This is a genomic window from Burkholderia sp. Bp8992 (assembly GCF_003853705.1).
In the GTDB taxonomy this organism is placed as follows: domain Bacteria; phylum Pseudomonadota; class Gammaproteobacteria; order Burkholderiales; family Burkholderiaceae; genus Burkholderia.
This window is the reverse complement of record NZ_QTQI01000023.1, coordinates 22,946-41,929: the sequence shown is the minus strand read 5'-3', so window position 1 is coordinate 41,929 and position 18,984 is coordinate 22,946. Positions and strand designations below refer to the sequence as shown.

Below are 18,984 nucleotides of genomic sequence, written 5' to 3'. Positions count from 1 at the left end.
CTCGTCAGCATGTGCGTGGTCGGCCATCCGGTCCGTTACAACGGCTCGGCGAAAACGGCCGCGCACGCCGCGCTCGAACGGTGGCAGCGTGAGGGGCGTCTCGTGCCCGTCTGCCCGGAACTGGCGGGCGGCTTCAGCGTGCCGCGCCCGCCTGCCGAAATCGCCGGCGGCGAATCGGGAGAGCAGGTCCTGTCGGGCAAGGCCCGCATCGTGGACGTGAACGGCACCGACGTGACGGCACCGTTCGTTGCCGGCGCGCACACCGCGCTGGCTGTCGCGCAGGCGCACGATTGCCGCTTCGCGATCCTCGCCGACGGCAGTCCGTCGTGCGGCAGCACGTTCATTTACGACGGGAGTTTCAAGAACCGGCGGCATGCGGGTGCCGGCGTCACCGCGGCGTTGCTGCGCGAGCACGGCATCGAGGTGTTCGCGGACACCGAGATCGATGCGCTCGACGCGCGCCTCAGGCAACTGTCGCAGCGCGGTTAACGACGACGGGCGGCACGAGAATCCTCGTACCGCCCGTCATCACGGAAACAGCGCTGCAGCGAAGCGGCGCGTATCCGGCCGCTTCACCACGTCACATCGATCAGACGCGTTCGATCGCGATCGCGATGCCCTGGCCGACGCCGATGCACATCGTGCACAGCGCGAAGCGGCCGTTCGTGCGATGCAGCTGGTACATCGCGGTCGTCACGAGGCGCGCACCCGAAGCGCCGAGCGGATGGCCCAGCGCGATCGCGCCGCCGTTCGGGTTCACGCGGGGATCGTCGTCGGCGACGCCCAGCATGCGCAGCACCGCGAGGCCCTGCGACGCGAACGCCTCGTTCAACTCGATCACGTCGAACTGGTCGATCGTCATCCCGAGCCGCGCGAGCAGCTTCTGCGTGGCCGGTGCGGGGCCGATGCCCATCACGCGCGGCGCGACGCCGGCCGTTGCGATGCCGAGCACGCGTGCACGCGGCGTCAGGCCGAAGCGCTTCGCGGTTGCTTCGTTCGCAAGCAGCAGCGCGGCGGCGCCGTCGTTGACGCCCGACGCGTTGCCGGCCGTCACCGAGCCGTCCGGGCGCACGACGCCCTTCAGCTTCGCGAGCGTCTCGAGCGAGGTTTCACGCGGATGCTCGTCGCGCGACACGACCACCGGATCGCCCTTCTTCTGGGCAATCGTGACCGACACGATTTCCTCGGCGAGCGTGCCGTCCTGCTGCGCACGCGCGGCCTTCTGCTGGCTGCGCAGCGCGAACAGGTCCTGGTCCGCGCGGCTGATGTTGTAATCGACCGCGACGTTCTCGGCGGTTTCCGGCATCGAATCGACACCGTGCAGCTGTTTCATCAGCGGATTGACGAAGCGCCAGCCGATCGTCGTGTCGTAGATGTCGGCCTGGCGCGCGAACGCGCTGGCGGCCTTGCCCATCACGAACGGCGCGCGCGTCATGCTCTCGACGCCGCCCGCGACCATCAGCGCGGCTTCGCCCGACTTGATCGCGCGTGCGGCCACGCCGACCGCGTCCATCCCGGAACCGCACAGGCGGTTGATCGTCGAACCCGGCACGCCCTGCGGCAGGCCCGCGAGCAGCGCCGACATGCGCGCAACGTTGCGGTTGTCCTCGCCGGCCTGGTTCGCGCAGCCGTAGATCACGTCGTCGATCGCCGTCCAGTCGACGTCGCGGTTGCGCTCGACGAGCGCCTTGAGCGGCACCGCGCCCAGGTCGTCGGCGCGCACGCCGGACAGCGCACCGCCGTAACGCCCGATCGGCGTACGGATCGCATCACACAGAAAAGCTTCGGTCATCAGTGTCTCCGGTCCCATGAAGGCTGGGAAATGAACAGGGCGCGCCCCTTGCATTGCCCGCCGGGATGCGCTTAAATGTTCTATATACGAACATAAGATCGTGTATCGAACGTTCAACGCATCATAGGGAGTGCAGGGACGACCTGTCAAGCACGCGGTCCGCCGCGCGGTTGGCGTGTCAGGCCCCATGCGCTATCTTCTCGGCTGCACGATATTCCAGGCGCTCATGACAACCGAAGACACTCAGACTAAACCCGGCGACTCCTATGTGCAGTCGTTCGCGCGCGGCCTCGCGGTGATCCGCGCATTCGACGCGGCACGCCCCGAGCAGACGCTCACCGAAGTCGCGTCGGCCACCGGGCTCACGCGCGCGGGCGCGCGCCGGATCCTGCTCACCCTGCAGACGCTCGGCTACGTCGAGGCAGACGGCCGGCTGTTCCGGCTCACGCCGAAGATCCTCGAGCTCGGCTTCGCGTACCTGACGTCGATGCCGTTCTGGAATCTCGCCGATCCGGTGATGGAGCAGTTGTCCGCGCAGATCCACGAAAGCTGCTCGGCCGCGGTGCTCGACCGCACCGAGATCGTGTACGTGCTGCGCGTGCCGACCCGCAAGATCATGACGATCAACCTGTCGATCGGCAGCCGGCTGCCCGCGTACTGCACGTCGATGGGCCGCGTGCTGCTGTCCGCGCTCGACGACGCGGCACTCGACGAAACGCTCGCGCAAAGCGCCATCCGCGCGCATACACAGCGCACGATCACGGATCTCGGCGAGCTGAAGGCGACGATCGCGCAAGTACGCCAGCAGGGCTGGGCCGTGGTCGACCAGGAACTCGAGGTGGGCCTGATGTCGCTGTCCGCGCCGATCCGCAACCGGCGCGGGCAGATCATCGCGGCGATGAACATCAGCGGCAATGCGCAGCGGCATACCGCGAAGCAGATGGTGAAGGAGTTTCTCGGGCCGTTGCAGCAGGCCGCGCAGACGGTGTCGGAACTGGTGGCGCGGCGCGGTTGAGTGCCCTGCCGATTGTCGTACCGGCCGCACGACGATTCGCCAATAAAAAAAAGCGGGCAGCCTGGGCCGCCCGCTCAAACTCTGACTTCATTGCAACGTTCGTCTCACGGAACACGGAGCACACTCCGCGCCGCACAATTTAGTGACACGCGGAAAGCCGGTCAATCTGACGAGAACGAAATTGCGCCCGGCTCATAGGACACCGCGCCGCTCACGCGCCGAGCAGCATCCCCGTGCGCACCGGCACCGTGCCCGTCACGCGGCCGAGCGGCGCGCCGGCCGTCACGAAGCGGATGGCGCGGCGCATGTAGAACACGCCGTCGGTCGCGCTCGAGATCGTCGTGATCGCATCCGTCAGCGGATCGACGATGTCGAACAGCGGGTCGCCCGCACGGATCGTCGCGCCGATCGCCGCGCGGTGCACGAGGATGCCGCTCACCGGCGCATAGAACTGCTCGCTGCCCGCGAGCGGCGTGGCCGGTGCGGCCAGCGGCGGCAGCGGCGTGCGTTCGCCCTGCACCGCGCCGCGCCAGACGAGGTAGTCGACGAGCGCGTCGGCATCGCGTTCGGCATATTCATACGTCACGTCGCGCTGGCCGCGGCACTCGACCGTCACGGCCACGGTGCCGGCCGCCATCGGCGTGCCCTCCGGCAAATGCTGCCGCAACTGCGCCCACAGCAGGTGATAGGCATCGTCGAACGCATGCCCGCCCGAATCCTCCGCGAGCAGCGACACCTCCGCACCGAGATAGCGCGCGAGCGGTTCGATCTCGGGCCACGCCGTGTCGCTCGTGTACACGTGCATCACCGCTTCGAGCGAGCAATGCAGGTCGATCACGACCTCCGCGTCATGCGACAGCTTCAGCAGCGCAAGCTGCAGCGCGTCGAATTCGGTGCGCGGCTCGATGGCGTCGAGCGTCGCACCGACGCATTCGCGCACGATCGCGCGATTGCGTTCGCCGTCGGCGCCGAGCCGGTCGCGCGCCCGCGCGGCGATCTCCGCGAGCGGCAGGAAGCCGCGATTGAAGTTGCGGCCGCTCGCCAGGTCGAAGCGGCCGATGAACTGCCCGAGCAGATGATGATTGAGGCCGACCGGGTTCGACACCGGCACGAGCACGATCTCGGCCGCGAGCCGACCTTCGGCGTCGAGCTGCGCGAGGCGCTGCTTCAGCACGAACGCCGCGAGCATCGCGGGCGTCTCGTCCGCGTGCAGCGCGGCCTGCAGGTAGATCTTGCGGCCGGTATCGGCCGGCCCGAAATGAAAGCTCGTCAGCGTGCGCTGCGTGCCGATCGACGGCGACAGGAGCGGCGTGGTACGAATCTGCATCGATGGCCTCGAACGGATGAAATCAGGGAAGCGGGTGAAACGGCGAGGTGGCGCGGCGCTCAGTCGCCATACGGGTTGAAGTCGAAATACTTCTTCGCGATCCGGTCGTACGTGCCGTCCTTCAGCATCGATGCGATCGCGCCGTCGATCGACGCCTTCAGCGCCGTATCGGATTGCCGCATGCCGATGCCGACACCGCGATCGCCCATGTCGAGCGGTGCGCCGACGAACGCGAAGCCCTTGCCGCGCGGCTGGCGCAGGAACCCGTAGTCGGCTTCCACCGTGCCGAGCAGCGCCGCGTCGAGGCGGCCGTTGACGAGATCGGCGAACACGTCGTCCTGGCTCTTGTACGGCACGACGCTCACGCCGGCCGTCGCCCAGTGCGCGAGCGCCCACGATTCGAACTGCGTGCCCGACTGCACACCGACGCGCTTGCCGGCCAGCGACGCCGTCGTGCCGCCGAGCCCGAGGTCGGGCCGCGCGACGAGCCGCGACTTGAAGCGGAACAGTTTCGACGAGAACAGGATCTGCTTCTCGCGCTTCTCCGTGATCGCCATCGACGACAGGATCGCGTCGATCTTGCGCGCCTGCAGCGCCGGGATCATCCCGGAGAACTCGAGCTCGACCCACTGGCAGCGCAACTGCGCGCGGCGGCAGATCTCGTTGCCGAGGTCGACGTCGAAGCCCTTCAGGCTGCCGTCGGGCGCCTTCGCATCCATCGGCGGATAGGTCGGGTCGATGCCGAGCCGCACGACGTGCGTGTCGAGCGCGGACGCGGATGAGGCAGCCAGGCCAAGGCACAGGGAAACGAGCGGGACGAGGAAACGTTTCATGGTCGACGGAGGGCGGGAAGAGACGCAAGCGGCATGAGCCGGACTGCCTGCGATCCTAGGCGTCACGGGCCGCCGCCGGAACCATCGACTGCCTTATCATGATCGGTATTTCCGATCACCGGCCTCGCCGCTCGCCCATGGCGTTCACGCTGTCCCAGCTCCGCATCTTCCAGGCCGTCGTCGAGCACGGCAGCCTGCGCGCCGCCGCACGCGCGCTCGATCTCGCGCAAAGCGGTGTCACGCAGCAGTTGCAGAGCCTCGAGGCGACGCTTGGCGCGACGCTGTTCACGCGCACCAATCGCGGGATCGTGCCGACGGCCGTCGGCCAGCGGCTGCTCGCGCGCTCCGGCTCGATCCTCGGCGAATGCGAGCAGGTCGAGCGGGAGATCCGTCAGTTGAGCGGCGCGTACGAAGGCACCGTCACGCTCGGCCTCGTGGCCGAGCCGCTGATCGACGCGTTCGCGCCCGTGCTGAGCGCGTTCCGCGCGCGCTTCGACAAGGTCGACGTGCACCTGCGCACCGGCACGTCGCGGATGATGATCGGCTGGCTGCGCGAAAGCGCGGTGGATTTCGCGATCGCGCTGGTCGCGAAGCAGACCGACACGACCGATCTCGCGGTCACCCCGCTGCGCGCGTCGGCGCCGGTGGTCGTCTGCCGCCACGGGCATCCGGCGATGCACGCGCAATCGCTCGCCGAGCTGGCCGGTTACGGGTGGGTGTCCACGCGCTCGCCGAACCTCAGCGCCGACCCGGTCGTCAACCGGCTGCTCGCGTACTTCGACGCGCATGGCCAGCCGCCGCCGAAGATTCTCGCCACCGTCGAAGGGATGTTCGAGACGCTGCAGATCGTCACGCAGACCGATTCGCTCGCGCTCGAAACCGAAGCCATCACACGGCATGGGCCGTTCGCCGGCGCGCTCGTGAAGGTGCCCGTGCGCGAGCAGGCGGAGTCACAGGACATTTGCCTGCTGCAGCGTGCGGCCGTGCCACTGACGCCGGCCGCGCAGGAACTCGCGACGATGCTCGCGTCGTACCTGAGGATGGTGCGCGGGCGGTAAGCGCACGAGCGCGCGCCGCCGCCCGCGTCGCGCGTCAGTCCAGCGATTCCTGCGCCGTCTCGCGCAGCATCGCGACCGCGATCAGCGACAGCACCACGCACGCGGCCACGTAGCCGGCTGGCGCGAGCTTGCTGCCGGTCGTCTTCACGAGCCAGGTCGCGATCAGTTGCGCGGTGCCGCCGAAGATCGTCACCGCGAGCGCATAAGCAATTGAGATGCCGGTTGCCCGCACGTGACGCGGCAGCGACTCGCACATCAGCGCCATTTCCGACGCCGAGCCGAGCGAATAGAACAGCAGCATCAGCGCGGTCAGCGGCAGGATCACCGACAGCGTCGGGTGATGATTCATCAGCCAGAATGCCGGGAACAGCAGCAGGACCAGCACGCCGCGGCCGACGAAGATCGGCAGGCGCCGGCTGCCGAGCCTGTCCGACAGCCAGCCGAACAGCGGGCACGTGACCAGCATCACGCAGCCCGACGCGACGCCGACGAACATCGACAGCTTCATCGGCAGCCCGAGCGTGTGGATCGCGTAAGTCGGCATGTAGAACGTCAGGATGTAGGTCGACACCGTGCCGCCCATCACCGTGAGCATCAGCAGCACCACCGTGCGCGTGTGCTTCGAGAACAACTCGTGCAGCACGCCGCGCTCGATCCCGTGATGGCTGTCGCCGGGCGCGTCGTCCGCCAGCCGGCGGCGCAGATACATGCCGACCGGCGCGATCAGCACGCCGACGAGGAACGGCAGCCGCCAGCCCCAGCCTTCCAGCGCGTCCTTCGTCATCGTGTTCGACAACAGCGCCGCGAAACCCGAGCCCATCAGCGCGGCGCCGCCCTGCGTCGCCAGCTGCCAGCTCGCGCGGAACGCGCGGCGCGACGTGCCGCCCTGTTCGAGCAGCGTCGTCGTCGCCGCGCCGAATTCGCCGCCCTGCGAGAAGCCCTGCAGCAGCCGCGCGAACACGACGAGCAGCGGCGCGGCCACGCCGACCTGCGCATAGGTCGGCGCGATCGCGATCAGGCCCGTGCCGAGCGCCATCAGCATGATCGTCAGGTTCAGCGCGGCCTTGCGTCCCTTGCGGTCCGCATAGACGCCGAGCACGACGCTGCCGAGCGGCCGCGTGAAGAAGCCGGCCGCGAACGTCGCGACCGACAACAGCAGCGACGTGGTCGCGTCGCTCGACGGGAAGAACAGCTTGCCGATCAGCACCGCGAAGAAGCCGTACACCGTGAAATCGAAAAATTCCAGCCAGTTGCCGATCACGGCCGCGGCGATCGCGCCGCGCCGCGTGACGGCAGGCGCGGCAGGCGCGCCGGCTGCGGCGGCGCCCGTCGACGCGGGGTGCAGCGCGAGATGGTCTTTCTGCATATTTGTCGTCTCCACTCAATGCGGCCGGAAGCGCCGGCCGCGCGCCGCCGTTGCGATCACCGACCGAGGTAGCGCTCGACGAGGCGCGTCCAGAATGCCGCGCCGATCGGCAGGTTGCGATCGTTGAAGTCGTATTTCGGGTTGTGCACCATGCAGCCGTCCTCGCCTTCGCCGTTGCCGAGCCGCACGAACGAACCCGGCCGCTGCTGCAGCATGAACGCGAAATCCTCGCTGCCCATCAGCAGGTCGGTCTGCTCGACCACATGCGCATCGCCGACGAGTTCACGTGCGACCTGCGCGGCGAAATCCGTTTCGGCATCCGTATTGACGACGACCGGATAGCCTTCGATGTACTCGACGTTGGCGGTCGCGCCGTAGCTCGCGGCCTGCGTCTCGGCCAGCTCGGTGATACGGCGCTTGAGCAGCGCGCGCACTTCCGGGCTGAACGACCGGACGCTGAGTTCGAGGCGCGCGCCGTTCGGAATCACGTTGTTCGCGGTGCCCGCGTGCATCGAGCCGACCGTGACGACCGCCGGCTGCGACGGGTCGACGTTGCGCGCGACGATCGTCTGCAGGGCCATCACGATGCTCGCGGCGACGACGACCGGATCGACCGTCAGGTGCGGCCGCGCCGCGTGGCCGCCGACGCCTTCGATCGTGATGATCGCCTTGTCGCCCGCAGACATGAACGGGCCGCGGCGCGTGAGGAACACGCCGGGCGCCGCGCCCGGATGGTTGTGCATGCCGAACACCGCGTCGCACGGAAAGCGTTCGAACAGGCCGTCGTCGATCATCTTTTTCGCGCCGCTGTCGACGCCGTGCTCTTCCGCCGGCTGGAAATACAGGTGCACGGTGCCGGAGAAGTTGCGCGTCTTCGCGAGATGCTGCGCGGCGCCGAGCAGCATCGTCGTGTGGCCGTCGTGGCCGCACGCGTGCATCTTGCCGTGCGTACCGCTCGCATACGGCAGGCCGGTCGCCTCGACGATCGGCAGTGCGTCCATGTCGGCGCGGATGCCGATGCTGCGCGCGCCGTCGCCCACGCGCAGCGTGCCGACGACGCCCGTCTTGCCGACCCCGCGCGTCACCTGCCAGCCCCATTGCTCGAGCTTGTCCGCGACGAGCGCGGCCGTGTCGTGCTCTTCGTACGCGAGTTCGGGATGGTGATGGATGTGGTGACGGATCTCGCGCAGCCCGCCGGCGGCGGGCATCAGATCCTCGACTTCAGTGAAGCGGGTATCGGTGGTCATCAAAGGGGCTCCTGCCGTTCGTCTGCGCACGCCGGGGAGGCGTGCGGGAAAGCGAGCCACTATATCCAGCCGATATCGGTTCAATAAGATGCTGAATTTTTCACCGCGATAAGAATTTTTAATCAGGGTTAGTACGGAGGTGTCGGCTTGGCGACACGGCTCACAACCGATAAACCCGCAGCGCGGTGCCGGTGAACAGCGCGTCGCGTTCGTCCTCGCCGGCGCCGGCGACGATCGCCGCAAACGCGCGCCAGAGCGCCCGGTAGTCGGCGTGGAGCCGGTCGACCGGGAAATTCGACGCGAACATGCAGCGTGTCGCGCCGAACACGTCGATCGCCTCCAGCACGTACGGACGGAAGCTTTCGACCGTCCAGCGATGGTCGAACATCGCGAGCCCGGAGAGCTTCATCGTCACGTTCGCACGCCGCGCGAGCCCGCGCAGTCCGTCGCGCCATTCGCGCCAGCCGTGCACGCTGGCTCGATCGACGAACATGCCCGTGTGATTGACGATCACGGGCGTGTCCGGATGCGCATCGATCACGGTGAGCGCCGCACCGATCTGGGCCGGGTACAGCTGCAGGTCGAACGACAACCGGAATTCGTCTAGCATGCCGAAATTTTCGCGCCAGCGCGGTTCGGCGAGATAGTCCACGTCGACGTAGTTGTACCAGGGGTCCGGATGCCGGTTCAATACCTGCCGGATGCCGCGCACGTTCGGATGTGCCGCCGCGCCGGCAAGCCGGATGCGCGCGTCCGGCGCGAACAGGTCGACGCCCGCCACGATGCCGTCCGGCATCCCGCCGCTCGCCGGCGCATCCGCAAGCGCCTGCAGCCAGTCGACTTCGCTCGGTGTCGTCCACGCATCGTGGATCGCTTCGACGTGCACGACCTTCAACACGTCGATATCCGCACCGGCGTCGGCGCGCAACTCCGCGGGCCCGTACCGCCGGGGCAAATCCGCGACCGCGCCGGAGAACGCCGGCTGCGCGCGATCGAGCCAGCTGTAGCTGAGCATGTCCGCGTCCCAGAAATGGACGTGTGGATCGACAATCTGCATGACGGCTCCGTCAGTTCATGCGAATCGGTGACGCACCGCGCGCACCATGCCGCACGCCGCGCGTTATTCGTCCAGCGTCGTCCGGCACGATGCGCCGGCGCCGGCCCTCATTCCAGATGAAACATCGGCTCCAGCAATTTCTCGACCGGACGCCCGTCCGGCCCGGTCTCCATCAGGTCGGCCATGTACGCCCACCAGCGACGCATCACGTCCGTTTCGGCGAGTTGCGCGATCCGGTGATCGGCCGGCCGCTTGAGCACGGCGAACAGGTGATGGGTGTCGTCGTCGAGAAAAATCCGGTAGTCCGATATGCCCGCCGCACGAAGCGCGTCGGCCAGCTCCGGCCAGATCGCATCGTGCCGGCGTCGGTATTCGTCCCGCTTGCCGGGGTGCAGGCGCATCCTGAAGGCGATCGTTTCCATGGCCATGCCTCGTTGTTTCACTGCAGGTTCACGTACATGCCGCCGTCGACGAGCAGCGCGGCGCCGTTCACGTAGCGCGCCATGTCGGATGCGAGAAACACGACGCAGTCGGCGACGTCGTCCGGCTCGCCGAGTCGGCCGAGCGGGATCCGGCGCTCGAAGTACTCGGTCTTGCCGGGCGCCGCGAGATCGTCGTCGTTGATCTCGGTCCGGATCGTGCCCGGCAGCACCGAATTGCAGCGGATCCGATGCGGCGCGAGTGCGACCGCGCACGATTGCATCAGCGCATGGACGCCAGCCTTGGTCGGCGTATAGTGCGTCTGCATGCCGCCACCGACCAGCGCGCTGATCGAGCTGGTCGCGACGATCGCGCCGCCGCGCCCTTGCGCGGCCATTTGTCGTGCGGCGGCCTGGGTCATGTAGAACGCACCGTGCAGGTTCACTTCCATCGTCCTTTGCAGCAGATCGGGCGGCAAATCCAGGAACCCGTGGAACGGGCAGATTCCGGCGTTGCTCGCCAGCACGTCGATCCGGCCGAATCGCTCGACCGCCGCCGCGACCAGTGCGCTTGCCGTGTCGGGCTGCGCGACGTCGCCCGGCACGGCAAGCGCGTGGCGCCCCGTCGCGCGGATCGCGTCGACGAGCGCATCGATCGCGTGATCGGCCTGCGCAGGCAGCAGCGGGTTCGTCCAGTAGTTGACGACGACGTCCGCACCATGCCGCGCGCACGCCAGCGCGATCGCGCGGCCGATCCCGCGCGATCCGCCCGTCACGACGACGACCCTGTCTTCGAGCAACTTCGTCATTGCGCCCCCTTCGACTTTGACGATCACGCCTTCGGCAGCAGCCGGCGTCGCGACGCCGGCGCGCGCCTGCGCGCGCTCAGTGTTCATACGGGCGCTGCATGCGCACGTCCGGATTCAGGCGCACGCCGAAGCCGGGCGTGTCGGGCACCTTCATGCGCCCGCCGACGGGCACCGGTTCGTCGAGCAGCAGCGGATCGAACATCGGCACGACACGATCCGCCTGCGGCGCCATCATCAGGAATTCGGCGAACGGGCTGTTGTGCCGCGTCGTGACGAAGTGATAGCTGTAGACCGACGACCCGTGCGGAATCACCAGCACGCCGCGCGCGTCGGCGAGCGCCGAGATGCGCATCAGCTCCGTGAGCCCGCCGCACCAGCCCACGTCCGGCTGGATGATGTCGCAGCACTCCATCTCCAGCAGCATCCGGAAGCCCCAGCGGGTCGCCTCGTGCTCGCCGGTCGTGACGAGCATGCCGCGCGGCACATCGCGGCGCAGCTTCGCATAGCCCCAGTAGTCGTCGGGCGGCAGGCATTCCTCGATCCATTTCAGGCCGAGCGCGTGCGCCCCGTGCGCGAGCCGCGTCGCATACGGCACGTCGAGGCTCATCCAGCAGTCGAGCATCAGCCAGAAATCGTCGCCGACACGCGAGCGCATCTCGGCGAGCGCATCGAGATTGCGGCGCAGGCCGGCGTCCCCCTCGGCGGGGCCGTGATGCAGCGGCAGCTTGCCGCCGATGAAGCCCATCTCCTTTGCAAGATCCGGCCGTGCGCCGGTCGCGTAGAACTCGAGCTCGTCGCGCACCTTGCCGCCGAGCAGCTGGTGCACGGGCTCTTGCCGCACCTTGCCGAGCAGGTCCCACAGCGCGAGATCGACGCCCGAAATCGCATTGAGCACGACACCCTTGCGCCCGTAGTACAGCGTCGCGTAGAACATCTGGTCCCACATCTTTTCGATGTCGGTCACGCGCTGCCCTTCGATGAAGCGGGCGAGATGCCGCTCGACGATGAACGCGCCGATCTCGCCGCCGGTCGTCACGGCGAAACCGACCGTCCCGTCACTGGCCTCGACTTCGATCACGAGCGTGCCGAGCACGTTGATGCCGAACGACTGGCGGCTCTGCCGGTATTCGGGATAGCGCGACATCGGCGTCGCGATGTGGTCGTCGATCCAGTGACCGGCATCCTGGTCGTGGTAGTCGGCACCGCCACCACGCACCGTCAGCGCGCGGACCGCGCGTATCGTCGGCATGCTCATTCTTCGGGTTCCTTGGTTGGGTCGTCGAGTCCGGAAGCCGCCCGTACGCGTCGTGCGCACGGATTGCGGCGCAAATCGCCACCTCGTCCTGCGAGATCGTCGCGTCAGCGTGCCCAGCGCAGCACCAGCGCGTCGAGCCGTCGCGCAATTTCGACCAGGCCCGCACGCGTCGCCGGATGCAGCGGCGCGAGCGGACGGCGCGGCGCGTCCGATGCGATCACGCCGCCCTCCTTCATCAGCGCCTTCGCCGCGAGCAAGCCGGCCTGACGGTTCTCGTAGTTGATCAACGGCAGCCATCGCTCGTACTGGGCAACCGCCTCGTCCCGCCGCCCGGCGAGATAGGCGGCGAGAATCGGTCGCAGCCCGTCCGGATAACCGCCGCCGAGGATGCTGCCAGTCGCGCCCGCGTCGAGATCGGCGAGCAGCGTGATCGCTTCCTCGCCGTCGAACGGCCCTTCGATCGCGTCGCCGCCGAGCGCGATCAGCTCGCGCAGCTTCGACGCCGACTGCGGCACTTCGATCTTGAAATAGCGCAGGTTCGGAATCGTGTGCGCGATGCGGGCCAGGAACGCGGCCGATACCTGCGTGCCGCTCATCGGCGCGTCCTGGTACATGATCGGGATTGCGATCGCATCGGAAAGCGCCGCGTAGAACTGCTCGATCGCGGCCTCGCCACAACGAATCGTCGCGCCGTGGTACGGCGGCATCACCATCACCATCGCCGCACCGGCCGCCTGCGCGGCACGGCTGCGCGCCGCGCAGATCGCCGGATTGAAATGCGTGGTCGTCACGATCACCGGCACGCGTCCCGCCACGTGCTCGAGGATCGCCGCGATGAGCCGCTCGCGTTCGTCGTCGGTCAGCGAAAACTGTTCCGAGTAGTTCGCCAGGATGCAAAGGCCGTCCGCGCCCGCCTCGATGATGAAGTCGACACAGCGCTTCTGGCCCGGCATGTCGATCTCGCCCGCTTCGGTGAAGATCGTCGGCGCGACGGAGAACGCGCCCGTATAGCGGCGGTGAATCGGCGTAGTCTGGGTCATCGCGAATTCCTCTTTATAATAAGAAGTCCAAATCATGGGGCGCATTCGTCATGCGCCGATACGCGCGCTGCCGCGTGCGTCACACGCGGCCGTACCGGCCGCGCAGCCCGTCCGTCACGCCGCAATAGATCGCCTTCAACTTCAGGCGCTTGTTGCGCGCATGCAGCAGCACGAACGCCACGTGCTTGAGCGTGATGAGATTGATCAGCAGCATGGCCGGATAGCGTCGCCAGTAGTCGCGGGCGACCAGGATGCAATTGCGCGCCGCGTAGTAATGGCGCAGCGCGCTCTGATCGAATATCTCGACGCGCGGCCAGTGCTGCTGCGCAGACGGGCTGCCGAGCTCGTGAGGCAGCGACACGTCGGCGTTGACGCGCACCGGCACGCCGTGCGCCTGCGCGCGCATGCAGTATTCGGCGTCGACGTGATCGATGAAGAAATCCTCGCGGAAGCGGCCGAGGGCGCGATACGCGTCGAGCGAAATCGCGGTGCCCGACGAGATGATGACCGAGCACGACAGCAGGCCATGCGCGCCGCCGTGGATCGGCGTGATCTGCGCGGACCAGCGGCGCACCGTGAACAACGGCAGGTCGCGCTGGAAATTGCGGTTGAAGATCCGCGGGCCGACCAGGAAGCGGCTGTCGCCCACCCGCGCGCAGCCGGCCAGCATCCGATCGAAATAGTCGTCCGGAACGTGCGAATCCTGGTCGAAGATGAAGAAGACGTCGCAGCCGCGGCCGATCAGGAATTCGACGCCGGCGTTGAACGCACCGGCGATTCCGCCGCGATTGTGATTCGCGATCACGTCGACGCCGCCTGCCGCCAGACGCGCGTACAGCGCACGATCGGCGGCAGGCGAATTGTCGACCGCGACGACGGCGGGGCTTTTCGCAGGCAAGGTCAGCAAATGCTCGATCTGCGCTGCGGAGGGTTTATACAGCGTGACCAACGTACCGTGTGTCATGACGGCACCTCGTGACGATCAAGTAGCGATGCCCCGCGCCGGTCGATCCGGGCGGCCCGTCCTCCTTTGCACGACTGCTTGTCTCGCCGACCGGCCCGGTCCCGCCCGTTCGCGTGCCGCACGCGGCCGTCGCAGGCGCTGCCGCCGGTCTTTCTCTATTTTGCGTACAGCTTGACGACGCTCGCCTGGACGACGCGCGTGATCTCCTCCATCCGCCAGCGGATATGCGTGTCGGTCAGTGTCGCGCAACGCGCCGCGTCGCGTTCGGCGAGCGCGTCGAGAATCTCGAGATGCTCGGTGAACGCCTCGTTGCGTCGCTGATCGACATCGACCCACCGCACGTAGTGAATCCGGGCGTTGATCCCCTGCAGCACGCGGCCGATCTCGGCATTGCCCGACAACGCGGCGAGCTCCAGATGAAATTGCTCGTCCTTGACGACCAGCTCGGACGACGACATCCGCGCGGCATTCTTCATCACCTGCTTCCAGAAGCGACGCAGCGCCTTGATGTCGTTGTCCGACGCACGTTCGCACGCCAGCGTCACCGCGGTCGTCTCGATCGAGCGACGCAATTCGAACAGATCGAACACATCCTTCCCCTCCAGTTCCCGAATGAAGAAACCGCGGTTCGGCACGAACACCAGCAGGTTTTCGGCAACGAGCCGGTTCAGTGCCTCGCGAATCGGCGTGCGACTCACGTTGAAGCGCTCGGCGAGTTCCAGCTCGTTGAACCGCTCGCCCGGTCGAATCTTGTACAGCACAGCCATCTGTTTCAGCTGCTCGTAAATCTCGTTGACCGTGAGGCCCGTGCGCGTCGGCGCCGCGGTCTCCCGGCCAGCCATAACGGAAGTCGACATCTCGTCTCCTGGTTCCACCTGTTGTCACCGCGCGTCATTATCCATCGGCAATTTGCCAGCGCGCGTCTTTTTACCCGCACGAGCCATGCATCAGCGCATCAGCAGGCTGCCGAAGCCCGGCACGGGATCGTCGATACCGGCGAGCCGCAGCGCGTGCCACGCGAGCGCATGATTGCTCGACAGCACGGGCTTGCCCGCACGCGCTTCGATTTCGGCCAGCGCATCGACGATGCGAAGGCTCGTGCACGACACGAATACGGCATCGACGGCCGGATCGGCGGCGAGCGTCAGCACCGCGTGCTCGATCGACGCGCGCTCGATCCGCGCGACCTCGTTGTCGTCGCGGTGCTCGAACGAGCCTACCCGCACGATATCCACGCCGCGCGCGCGCAAATACGCGGCCATCGCATCGTTGATCGCGCGCTCGTACGGTGTCAGCAGCGCGACCCCGCGCGCGCCGAGCGCCGCGAGCGCGACGCGCGCCGCGGTAATCGGCGTCGTGCACGCGACGCCGGGCCGCGCCTCGCGGATGCGCTCGAATACGCGCTCCTCGCCGAGCACCGTCGACGCCGACGTGCAGCCGAACGCCACGACGTCGAGGCGCTCGCCCGGCCGGATCAATTCGACCGCGGCGCAGATCCCGCCATCCATCCGCGCGAGCGTCTCGGCCGTGATCTCGGCCGAATTCGCGATCCGGCTTTCGTAGAATGCGACGCCATCGATCGCGAGCAGACGCCGCCACTCGTATTCGATCGTATGATCGGTCGCCAGCACGACCAGGCCGATCGCCGCACGCCGTGCGATGCCGGCGTCGAGCGAGAAACCGAATCGGGCGTAGGCGTCGTGCACCGGGCCGGCTCCGACGCCCGGTTCGGACGCCCGAGAGGAAGAGAGTAGTTCGCTCATTGCAGTGTCATTCCGGTGATGTCGATATCGGGCCGCTTGCCGTGGATCAGATCCGCCACGATCTTCGCGGTGCCGCACGACATGGTCCAGCCCATATGGCCGTGGCCGGTGTTGAAGAACAGGTTGCGGTGCCGGGATGCGCCGATGATCGGCGTGCCCTCCGGCGTCATCGGCCGCAGCCCGGCCCAGTACGACGGTGTCGAGTAGTCGGCGCCGTTCGGGAACAGTGCCTGCGCGGTCGCCAGCATGTGCGCGAAATCGGCCGGCGAATGCGTGGTGTCGTAGCCGCTGAACTCGGCTGTCGCGGTCAGCCGCAGCCGGTCGCCGAAGCGGGCCCATGCAACGAGCTGGTTTTCCTCGACGCCGCCGAGCGCGGGCGGCTCGTGCGTGTCGCCGATCGGCAGCGTGACCGAGTACCCCTTGACCGGATAGATCGGCAACCGGTAACCGAGCGAACGCGCGACGACCGGCGAATACGAGCCGAGCGCGAGCACGTATCGATCGCCGGTCACGCGGCCGTGCGACGTCTCGACGTAGTCGATCGCATCGGCGCTCGCGCGCACGCCGTCGATCGACGTGTCGAAGCGAAATTCGACGCCGAGCGCACGGCAGCGCTCGGCGAGCGCGCGCGTGAAGAGATGCGCGTCGCCGCTCTCGTCGGTCGGGCAGTGAATCGCGCCCGCGATCGCACCCGCCGCATGGCGTAGCGCCGGCTCGCGTTCGATGGTGGCCCGCGCGTCCAGGATGTCGAGCGGCAGACCGTTGTCGGTCAGGATCCGCATGTTCGCGACGCCGCGCTCGAACGACACCGGATCGCGGTACAGGTACAACAACCCTCCGCTCGTCCGGTCGTACTCGAGCAGTTCGTCGCGCGTCGCCTGCTGAAGCCGCTGCTGCGCATAACGACACAGCCGTACCTTGATCGACGTGTTGCGTCGCGAGCGCTCGGCCGTGCAGTTCTGCAGGAACAGCCCGCACCATGCCCACATTCGCCAGTCGGGCGTCCATTTGAGCCGCAGCGCCTGGCCGTCGGCAAACAGCGACTTGAAGAGAATCTTCGGCGCGCGCGGCGACGCCCAGGTGTACGAATGCCCGGGGGCGATCAAGCCCGCGTTCGCGAAGCTCGTTTCGAGCGCGACGCCGTCGCGACGTTCGATCACCGTCACCTCGTCGCCCGCCTTCGCGAGAAAGTACGCAGTGGTCACGCCGACGATGCCGCCGCCGAGCACGATCGTCTTCATCGTTCGGTTCTCCCGCGCTAGCTCGCGGCGATCGCCGCGATCTCGACCGTGTACTGCGGAAACGCGAGCTTCGATTCGACGCACGCCCGTGCCGGTGCGTCGCCCTCAGGCACCCACGCGTCCCATACGCCGTTCATCTCGGCGAAGCTGCGATAGTCGGCCAGCCAGATGCTCGCGGACACGATCCGGCGCTTGTCGAGCCCCGCGTCTTCGAGCAGCCGGTCGATCTTGTCGAGGATCTGACGGGTCTGGCCCGCCACGTCGAGCGACGTGTCGTCCGCTACCTGCCCGGAGACGAATACCAGCCCGCCCGCGACCACCAGCTGGCTCATCCGTTCACTCACGCCGTATCGCTTGATCTCCACCATCTGACCGCCCTCCGATGTCGTGTCGAGTTGGGCAAATTTAAGCACCGCAATTCACCTCTGTATACACTTTTTTCAGAAATACCCTCAATTGCTCCATCGTGGCGCGAGTGTGCACCAAGACTATCCACGCTCTTTATCCGCGTGCATAAATGCATGAAAACAGGGCAATTTTTCTATCACCTCCGAGGCCTTCGCCATTCTTCACAGCAGTTCGAAAATTTATATTCAAACGATTTTTGATCTGTGATTCTGTCGACACTTCTGTATATCAAACCACGCCGCCATCCGTGCGGACGACCATGCGACGGGAGAACGAAGATGAAGACAAGTCAGTGGAGTGTCGGTATCTGGATCGCGCTCGGTGCGATTGCGTCAGGCGCCGCGCAGGCCGACGTCAGCGTGGGCGCGGTGCTGCCGCTGACCGGCGCGAGTGCATCCATCGGCGAAGACCAGCGCCGCGGCATCGAGCTTGCCGTCGCGCAGATCAATGCGAAGGGCGGCGTGCTGGGCCAGAAGCTCGCCGTGCGGATCGAGGATTCGGGCGGCTCGGCCAATACCGCACTCGACGCCGCGCGCAAGCTCGCGACCGTCGAGCACGTGCCGGTCGTGCTCGGCGAGTTCTCGTCGTCGGTGACGATTCCCGTCGGACAGTTCCTGGTACGCCAGGGCGACGTGCACATCAACATCGGCTCGTCGAGTCAGCAAGTGCGCAAGATCGGCGCGGGCTCGTTCAGCGTGATCGGGCTGGACGACCTGTCCGCGCGCTTCGCCGCCCAGGACGTGTACGCCCGCAAGCTGCGCCGCATCGCGCTGATTGCGCCGAACAACGGCTATGGCCAGGGTATCGCCGGCGAATTCAAGAAGCGTTTCGAGGCACTCGGCGGCACGGTGGTGTCGACGGTGCTCTACACGGAAGGGCAGTCGACCTATCGCCGCGAACTGGAGCAGGCGTCGCGCGCGCAGCCCGACGCGTATGTCTACAGCGCGTATGGCCAGGAGGCCGCGACGCTGAACCGGCAGGCATTCGAGATGCAGCTCAACCAGCATCCGTGGTACGGCATCTATCTGACGATGTGCACGAGCGACACGCCTTCGCAGATCGCGCAAGGCCAGATCGGCCTCGAAGTCGCCGCGCTCGGCGCGGGCGCGAAAGCGTATGCGAGCGCTTATCAAGCCGCGTACAACGAGGCGCCGCGATCGGCGTTCGGCAGCTATGCGTACGACGCGACGTTGTTGTCTGCCGCGGCGATCGGCCGTGCGCAGTCCACCGACCCGGCCAGGATTCGCACGGCGCTCGCGGCCTTGGGCAAGTCGTATGCCGGCGTGACCGGCGCGATCGCGTTCGATGCCGACGGCCAGCGGGAAGTACAGCCCTACGAGAAGGTGGTCTACCGCCAATCGGTCGTCGCGCAGCAGTGAGCGGCCGCTCG

19 protein-coding genes are annotated in these 18,984 nt (G+C 67.2%); 4 read left to right on the top strand and 15 right to left on the bottom strand.

Features of this window, described 5'->3' with window-relative positions:
• The first annotated feature begins 9 nt into the window (after positions 1–9).
• Positions 10–489 (top strand): DUF523 domain-containing protein, encoded by a 480-nt coding sequence (locus tag DIE03_RS28165; RefSeq protein WP_409364436.1) that lies wholly within the window; start codon positions 10–12, stop codon positions 487–489.
• 100 nt (positions 490–589) lie between these two features.
• Here the strand turns inward: DIE03_RS28165 and pcaF are convergent, their stop codons facing one another.
• A complete protein-coding gene (gene pcaF / locus DIE03_RS28160) occupies positions 590–1,792 on the bottom strand; it encodes a 3-oxoadipyl-CoA thiolase (protein ID WP_124455525.1) in 1,203 nt (400 codons plus the stop codon).
• A gap of 226 nt (positions 1,793–2,018) precedes the next feature.
• Between pcaF and DIE03_RS28155 the strand changes: the two genes are divergently transcribed.
• A complete protein-coding gene (locus DIE03_RS28155; protein ID WP_124455524.1) occupies positions 2,019–2,807 on the top strand; it encodes an IclR family transcriptional regulator in 789 nt (262 codons plus the stop codon).
• A gap of 211 nt (positions 2,808–3,018) precedes the next feature.
• Here the strand turns inward: DIE03_RS28155 and DIE03_RS28150 are convergent, their stop codons facing one another.
• Entirely contained in the window at positions 3,019–4,134 is a 1,116-nt protein-coding gene (locus DIE03_RS28150) for a succinylglutamate desuccinylase/aspartoacylase family protein (RefSeq protein WP_124455523.1), read from the bottom strand.
• Positions 4,135–4,193: 59 nt separating this feature from the next.
• On the bottom strand, positions 4,194–4,967 hold the full coding sequence (locus DIE03_RS28145; protein ID WP_124455522.1) for a transporter substrate-binding domain-containing protein: 774 nt from the start codon (positions 4,965–4,967) through the stop codon (positions 4,194–4,196).
• A 137-nt stretch (positions 4,968–5,104) separates the two neighbouring features.
• Between DIE03_RS28145 and DIE03_RS28140 the strand changes: the two genes are divergently transcribed.
• Entirely contained in the window at positions 5,105–6,025 is a 921-nt protein-coding gene (locus DIE03_RS28140; protein WP_124455608.1) for a LysR family transcriptional regulator, read from the top strand.
• Positions 6,026–6,059: 34 nt separating this feature from the next.
• Here the strand turns inward: DIE03_RS28140 and DIE03_RS28135 are convergent, their stop codons facing one another.
• The 12 genes from DIE03_RS28135 to DIE03_RS28080 all read right to left on the bottom strand — a co-directional run bounded on the left by DIE03_RS28135 (position 6,060) and on the right by DIE03_RS28080 (position 17,554).
• On the bottom strand, positions 6,060–7,391 hold the full coding sequence (locus DIE03_RS28135; protein WP_124455521.1) for an MFS transporter: 1,332 nt from the start codon (positions 7,389–7,391) through the stop codon (positions 6,060–6,062).
• 56 nt (positions 7,392–7,447) lie between these two features.
• On the bottom strand, positions 7,448–8,638 hold the full coding sequence (locus DIE03_RS28130; RefSeq protein ID WP_124455520.1) for a M20 aminoacylase family protein: 1,191 nt from the start codon (positions 8,636–8,638) through the stop codon (positions 7,448–7,450).
• 160 nt (positions 8,639–8,798) lie between these two features.
• A complete protein-coding gene (locus DIE03_RS28125) occupies positions 8,799–9,695 on the bottom strand; it encodes an amidohydrolase (RefSeq protein WP_124455519.1) in 897 nt (298 codons plus the stop codon).
• A gap of 107 nt (positions 9,696–9,802) precedes the next feature.
• Positions 9,803–10,117, bottom strand: a complete 315-nt coding sequence (gene rhaM, locus DIE03_RS28120; protein ID WP_124455518.1) for an L-rhamnose mutarotase — start codon at positions 10,115–10,117, stop codon at positions 9,803–9,805.
• 17 nt (positions 10,118–10,134) lie between these two features.
• A complete protein-coding gene (locus DIE03_RS28115) occupies positions 10,135–10,923 on the bottom strand; it encodes an SDR family NAD(P)-dependent oxidoreductase (protein WP_124455607.1) in 789 nt (262 codons plus the stop codon).
• A 76-nt stretch (positions 10,924–10,999) separates the two neighbouring features.
• On the bottom strand, positions 11,000–12,178 hold the full coding sequence (rhmD, locus tag DIE03_RS28110; protein ID WP_124455517.1) for an L-rhamnonate dehydratase: 1,179 nt from the start codon (positions 12,176–12,178) through the stop codon (positions 11,000–11,002).
• 104 nt (positions 12,179–12,282) lie between these two features.
• On the bottom strand, positions 12,283–13,218 hold the full coding sequence (locus DIE03_RS28105) for a dihydrodipicolinate synthase family protein (RefSeq protein ID WP_124455516.1): 936 nt from the start codon (positions 13,216–13,218) through the stop codon (positions 12,283–12,285).
• A 79-nt stretch (positions 13,219–13,297) separates the two neighbouring features.
• The gene (locus tag DIE03_RS28100; RefSeq protein WP_124455515.1) at positions 13,298–14,182 is read right to left on the bottom strand and encodes a glycosyltransferase family 2 protein; all 885 of its coding nucleotides are present in this window, start codon (positions 14,180–14,182) and stop codon (positions 13,298–13,300) included.
• Positions 14,183–14,337: 155 nt separating this feature from the next.
• Positions 14,338–15,039 (bottom strand): GntR family transcriptional regulator, encoded by a 702-nt coding sequence (locus DIE03_RS28095; RefSeq protein WP_124455514.1) that lies wholly within the window; start codon positions 15,037–15,039, stop codon positions 14,338–14,340.
• Between the two features lie 90 nt (positions 15,040–15,129).
• The gene (locus DIE03_RS28090) at positions 15,130–15,945 is read right to left on the bottom strand and encodes an aspartate/glutamate racemase family protein (RefSeq protein WP_124455513.1); all 816 of its coding nucleotides are present in this window, start codon (positions 15,943–15,945) and stop codon (positions 15,130–15,132) included.
• Positions 15,942–17,186 carry a D-amino acid dehydrogenase gene (locus DIE03_RS28085; protein WP_124455512.1) on the bottom strand — a complete coding sequence of 415 codons (1,245 nt, stop codon included), beginning with the start codon at positions 17,184–17,186 and terminating at the stop codon, positions 15,942–15,944. Before DIE03_RS28085 ends, DIE03_RS28090 begins: the two co-directional genes overlap by 4 nt.
• A gap of 17 nt (positions 17,187–17,203) precedes the next feature.
• On the bottom strand, positions 17,204–17,554 hold the full coding sequence (locus DIE03_RS28080; protein WP_185658242.1) for a RidA family protein: 351 nt from the start codon (positions 17,552–17,554) through the stop codon (positions 17,204–17,206).
• A 318-nt stretch (positions 17,555–17,872) separates the two neighbouring features.
• Here DIE03_RS28080 and DIE03_RS28075 point away from each other — a divergent pair, with 318 nt between their 5' ends.
• Positions 17,873–18,973 carry an ABC transporter substrate-binding protein gene (locus DIE03_RS28075; RefSeq protein ID WP_124455511.1) on the top strand — a complete coding sequence of 367 codons (1,101 nt, stop codon included), beginning with the start codon at positions 17,873–17,875 and terminating at the stop codon, positions 18,971–18,973.
• Positions 18,974–18,984 lie beyond the last annotated feature (11 nt).

Bases quoted from the DNA above. Each gene is read 5' to 3' on its own strand.
- DIE03_RS28115 (WP_124455607.1), bottom strand. From the start codon at position 10,923: ATGACGAAGTTGCTCGAAGACAGGGTCGTCGTCGTGACGGGCGGATCG.
- DIE03_RS28105 (WP_124455516.1), bottom strand. From the start codon at position 13,218: ATGACCCAGACTACGCCGATTCACCGCCGCTATACGGGCGCGTTCTCC.
- DIE03_RS28130 (WP_124455520.1), bottom strand. From the start codon at position 8,638: ATGACCACCGATACCCGCTTCACTGAAGTCGAGGATCTGATGCCCGCC.
- DIE03_RS28145 (WP_124455522.1), bottom strand. From the start codon at position 4,967: ATGAAACGTTTCCTCGTCCCGCTCGTTTCCCTGTGCCTTGGCCTGGCT.
- DIE03_RS28090 (WP_124455513.1), bottom strand. From the start codon at position 15,945: ATGAGCGAACTACTCTCTTCCTCTCGGGCGTCCGAACCGGGCGTCGGA.
- pcaF (WP_124455525.1), bottom strand. From the start codon at position 1,792: ATGACCGAAGCTTTTCTGTGTGATGCGATCCGTACGCCGATCGGGCGT.
- DIE03_RS28095 (WP_124455514.1), bottom strand. From the start codon at position 15,039: ATGTCGACTTCCGTTATGGCTGGCCGGGAGACCGCGGCGCCGACGCGC.
- DIE03_RS28140 (WP_124455608.1), top strand. From the start codon at position 5,105: ATGGCGTTCACGCTGTCCCAGCTCCGCATCTTCCAGGCCGTCGTCGAG.
- DIE03_RS28075 (WP_124455511.1), top strand. From the start codon at position 17,873: ATGAAGACAAGTCAGTGGAGTGTCGGTATCTGGATCGCGCTCGGTGCG.
- DIE03_RS28165 (WP_409364436.1), top strand. From the start codon at position 10: ATGTGCGTGGTCGGCCATCCGGTCCGTTACAACGGCTCGGCGAAAACG.
- DIE03_RS28125 (WP_124455519.1), bottom strand. From the start codon at position 9,695: ATGCAGATTGTCGATCCACACGTCCATTTCTGGGACGCGGACATGCTC.
- DIE03_RS28080 (WP_185658242.1), bottom strand. From the start codon at position 17,554: ATGGTGGAGATCAAGCGATACGGCGTGAGTGAACGGATGAGCCAGCTG.
- DIE03_RS28085 (WP_124455512.1), bottom strand. From the start codon at position 17,186: ATGAAGACGATCGTGCTCGGCGGCGGCATCGTCGGCGTGACCACTGCG.
- DIE03_RS28100 (WP_124455515.1), bottom strand. From the start codon at position 14,182: ATGACACACGGTACGTTGGTCACGCTGTATAAACCCTCCGCAGCGCAG.
- rhaM (WP_124455518.1), bottom strand. From the start codon at position 10,117: ATGGAAACGATCGCCTTCAGGATGCGCCTGCACCCCGGCAAGCGGGAC.
- DIE03_RS28155 (WP_124455524.1), top strand. From the start codon at position 2,019: ATGACAACCGAAGACACTCAGACTAAACCCGGCGACTCCTATGTGCAG.
- rhmD (WP_124455517.1), bottom strand. From the start codon at position 12,178: ATGAGCATGCCGACGATACGCGCGGTCCGCGCGCTGACGGTGCGTGGT.
- DIE03_RS28135 (WP_124455521.1), bottom strand. From the start codon at position 7,391: ATGCAGAAAGACCATCTCGCGCTGCACCCCGCGTCGACGGGCGCCGCC.
- DIE03_RS28150 (WP_124455523.1), bottom strand. From the start codon at position 4,134: ATGCAGATTCGTACCACGCCGCTCCTGTCGCCGTCGATCGGCACGCAG.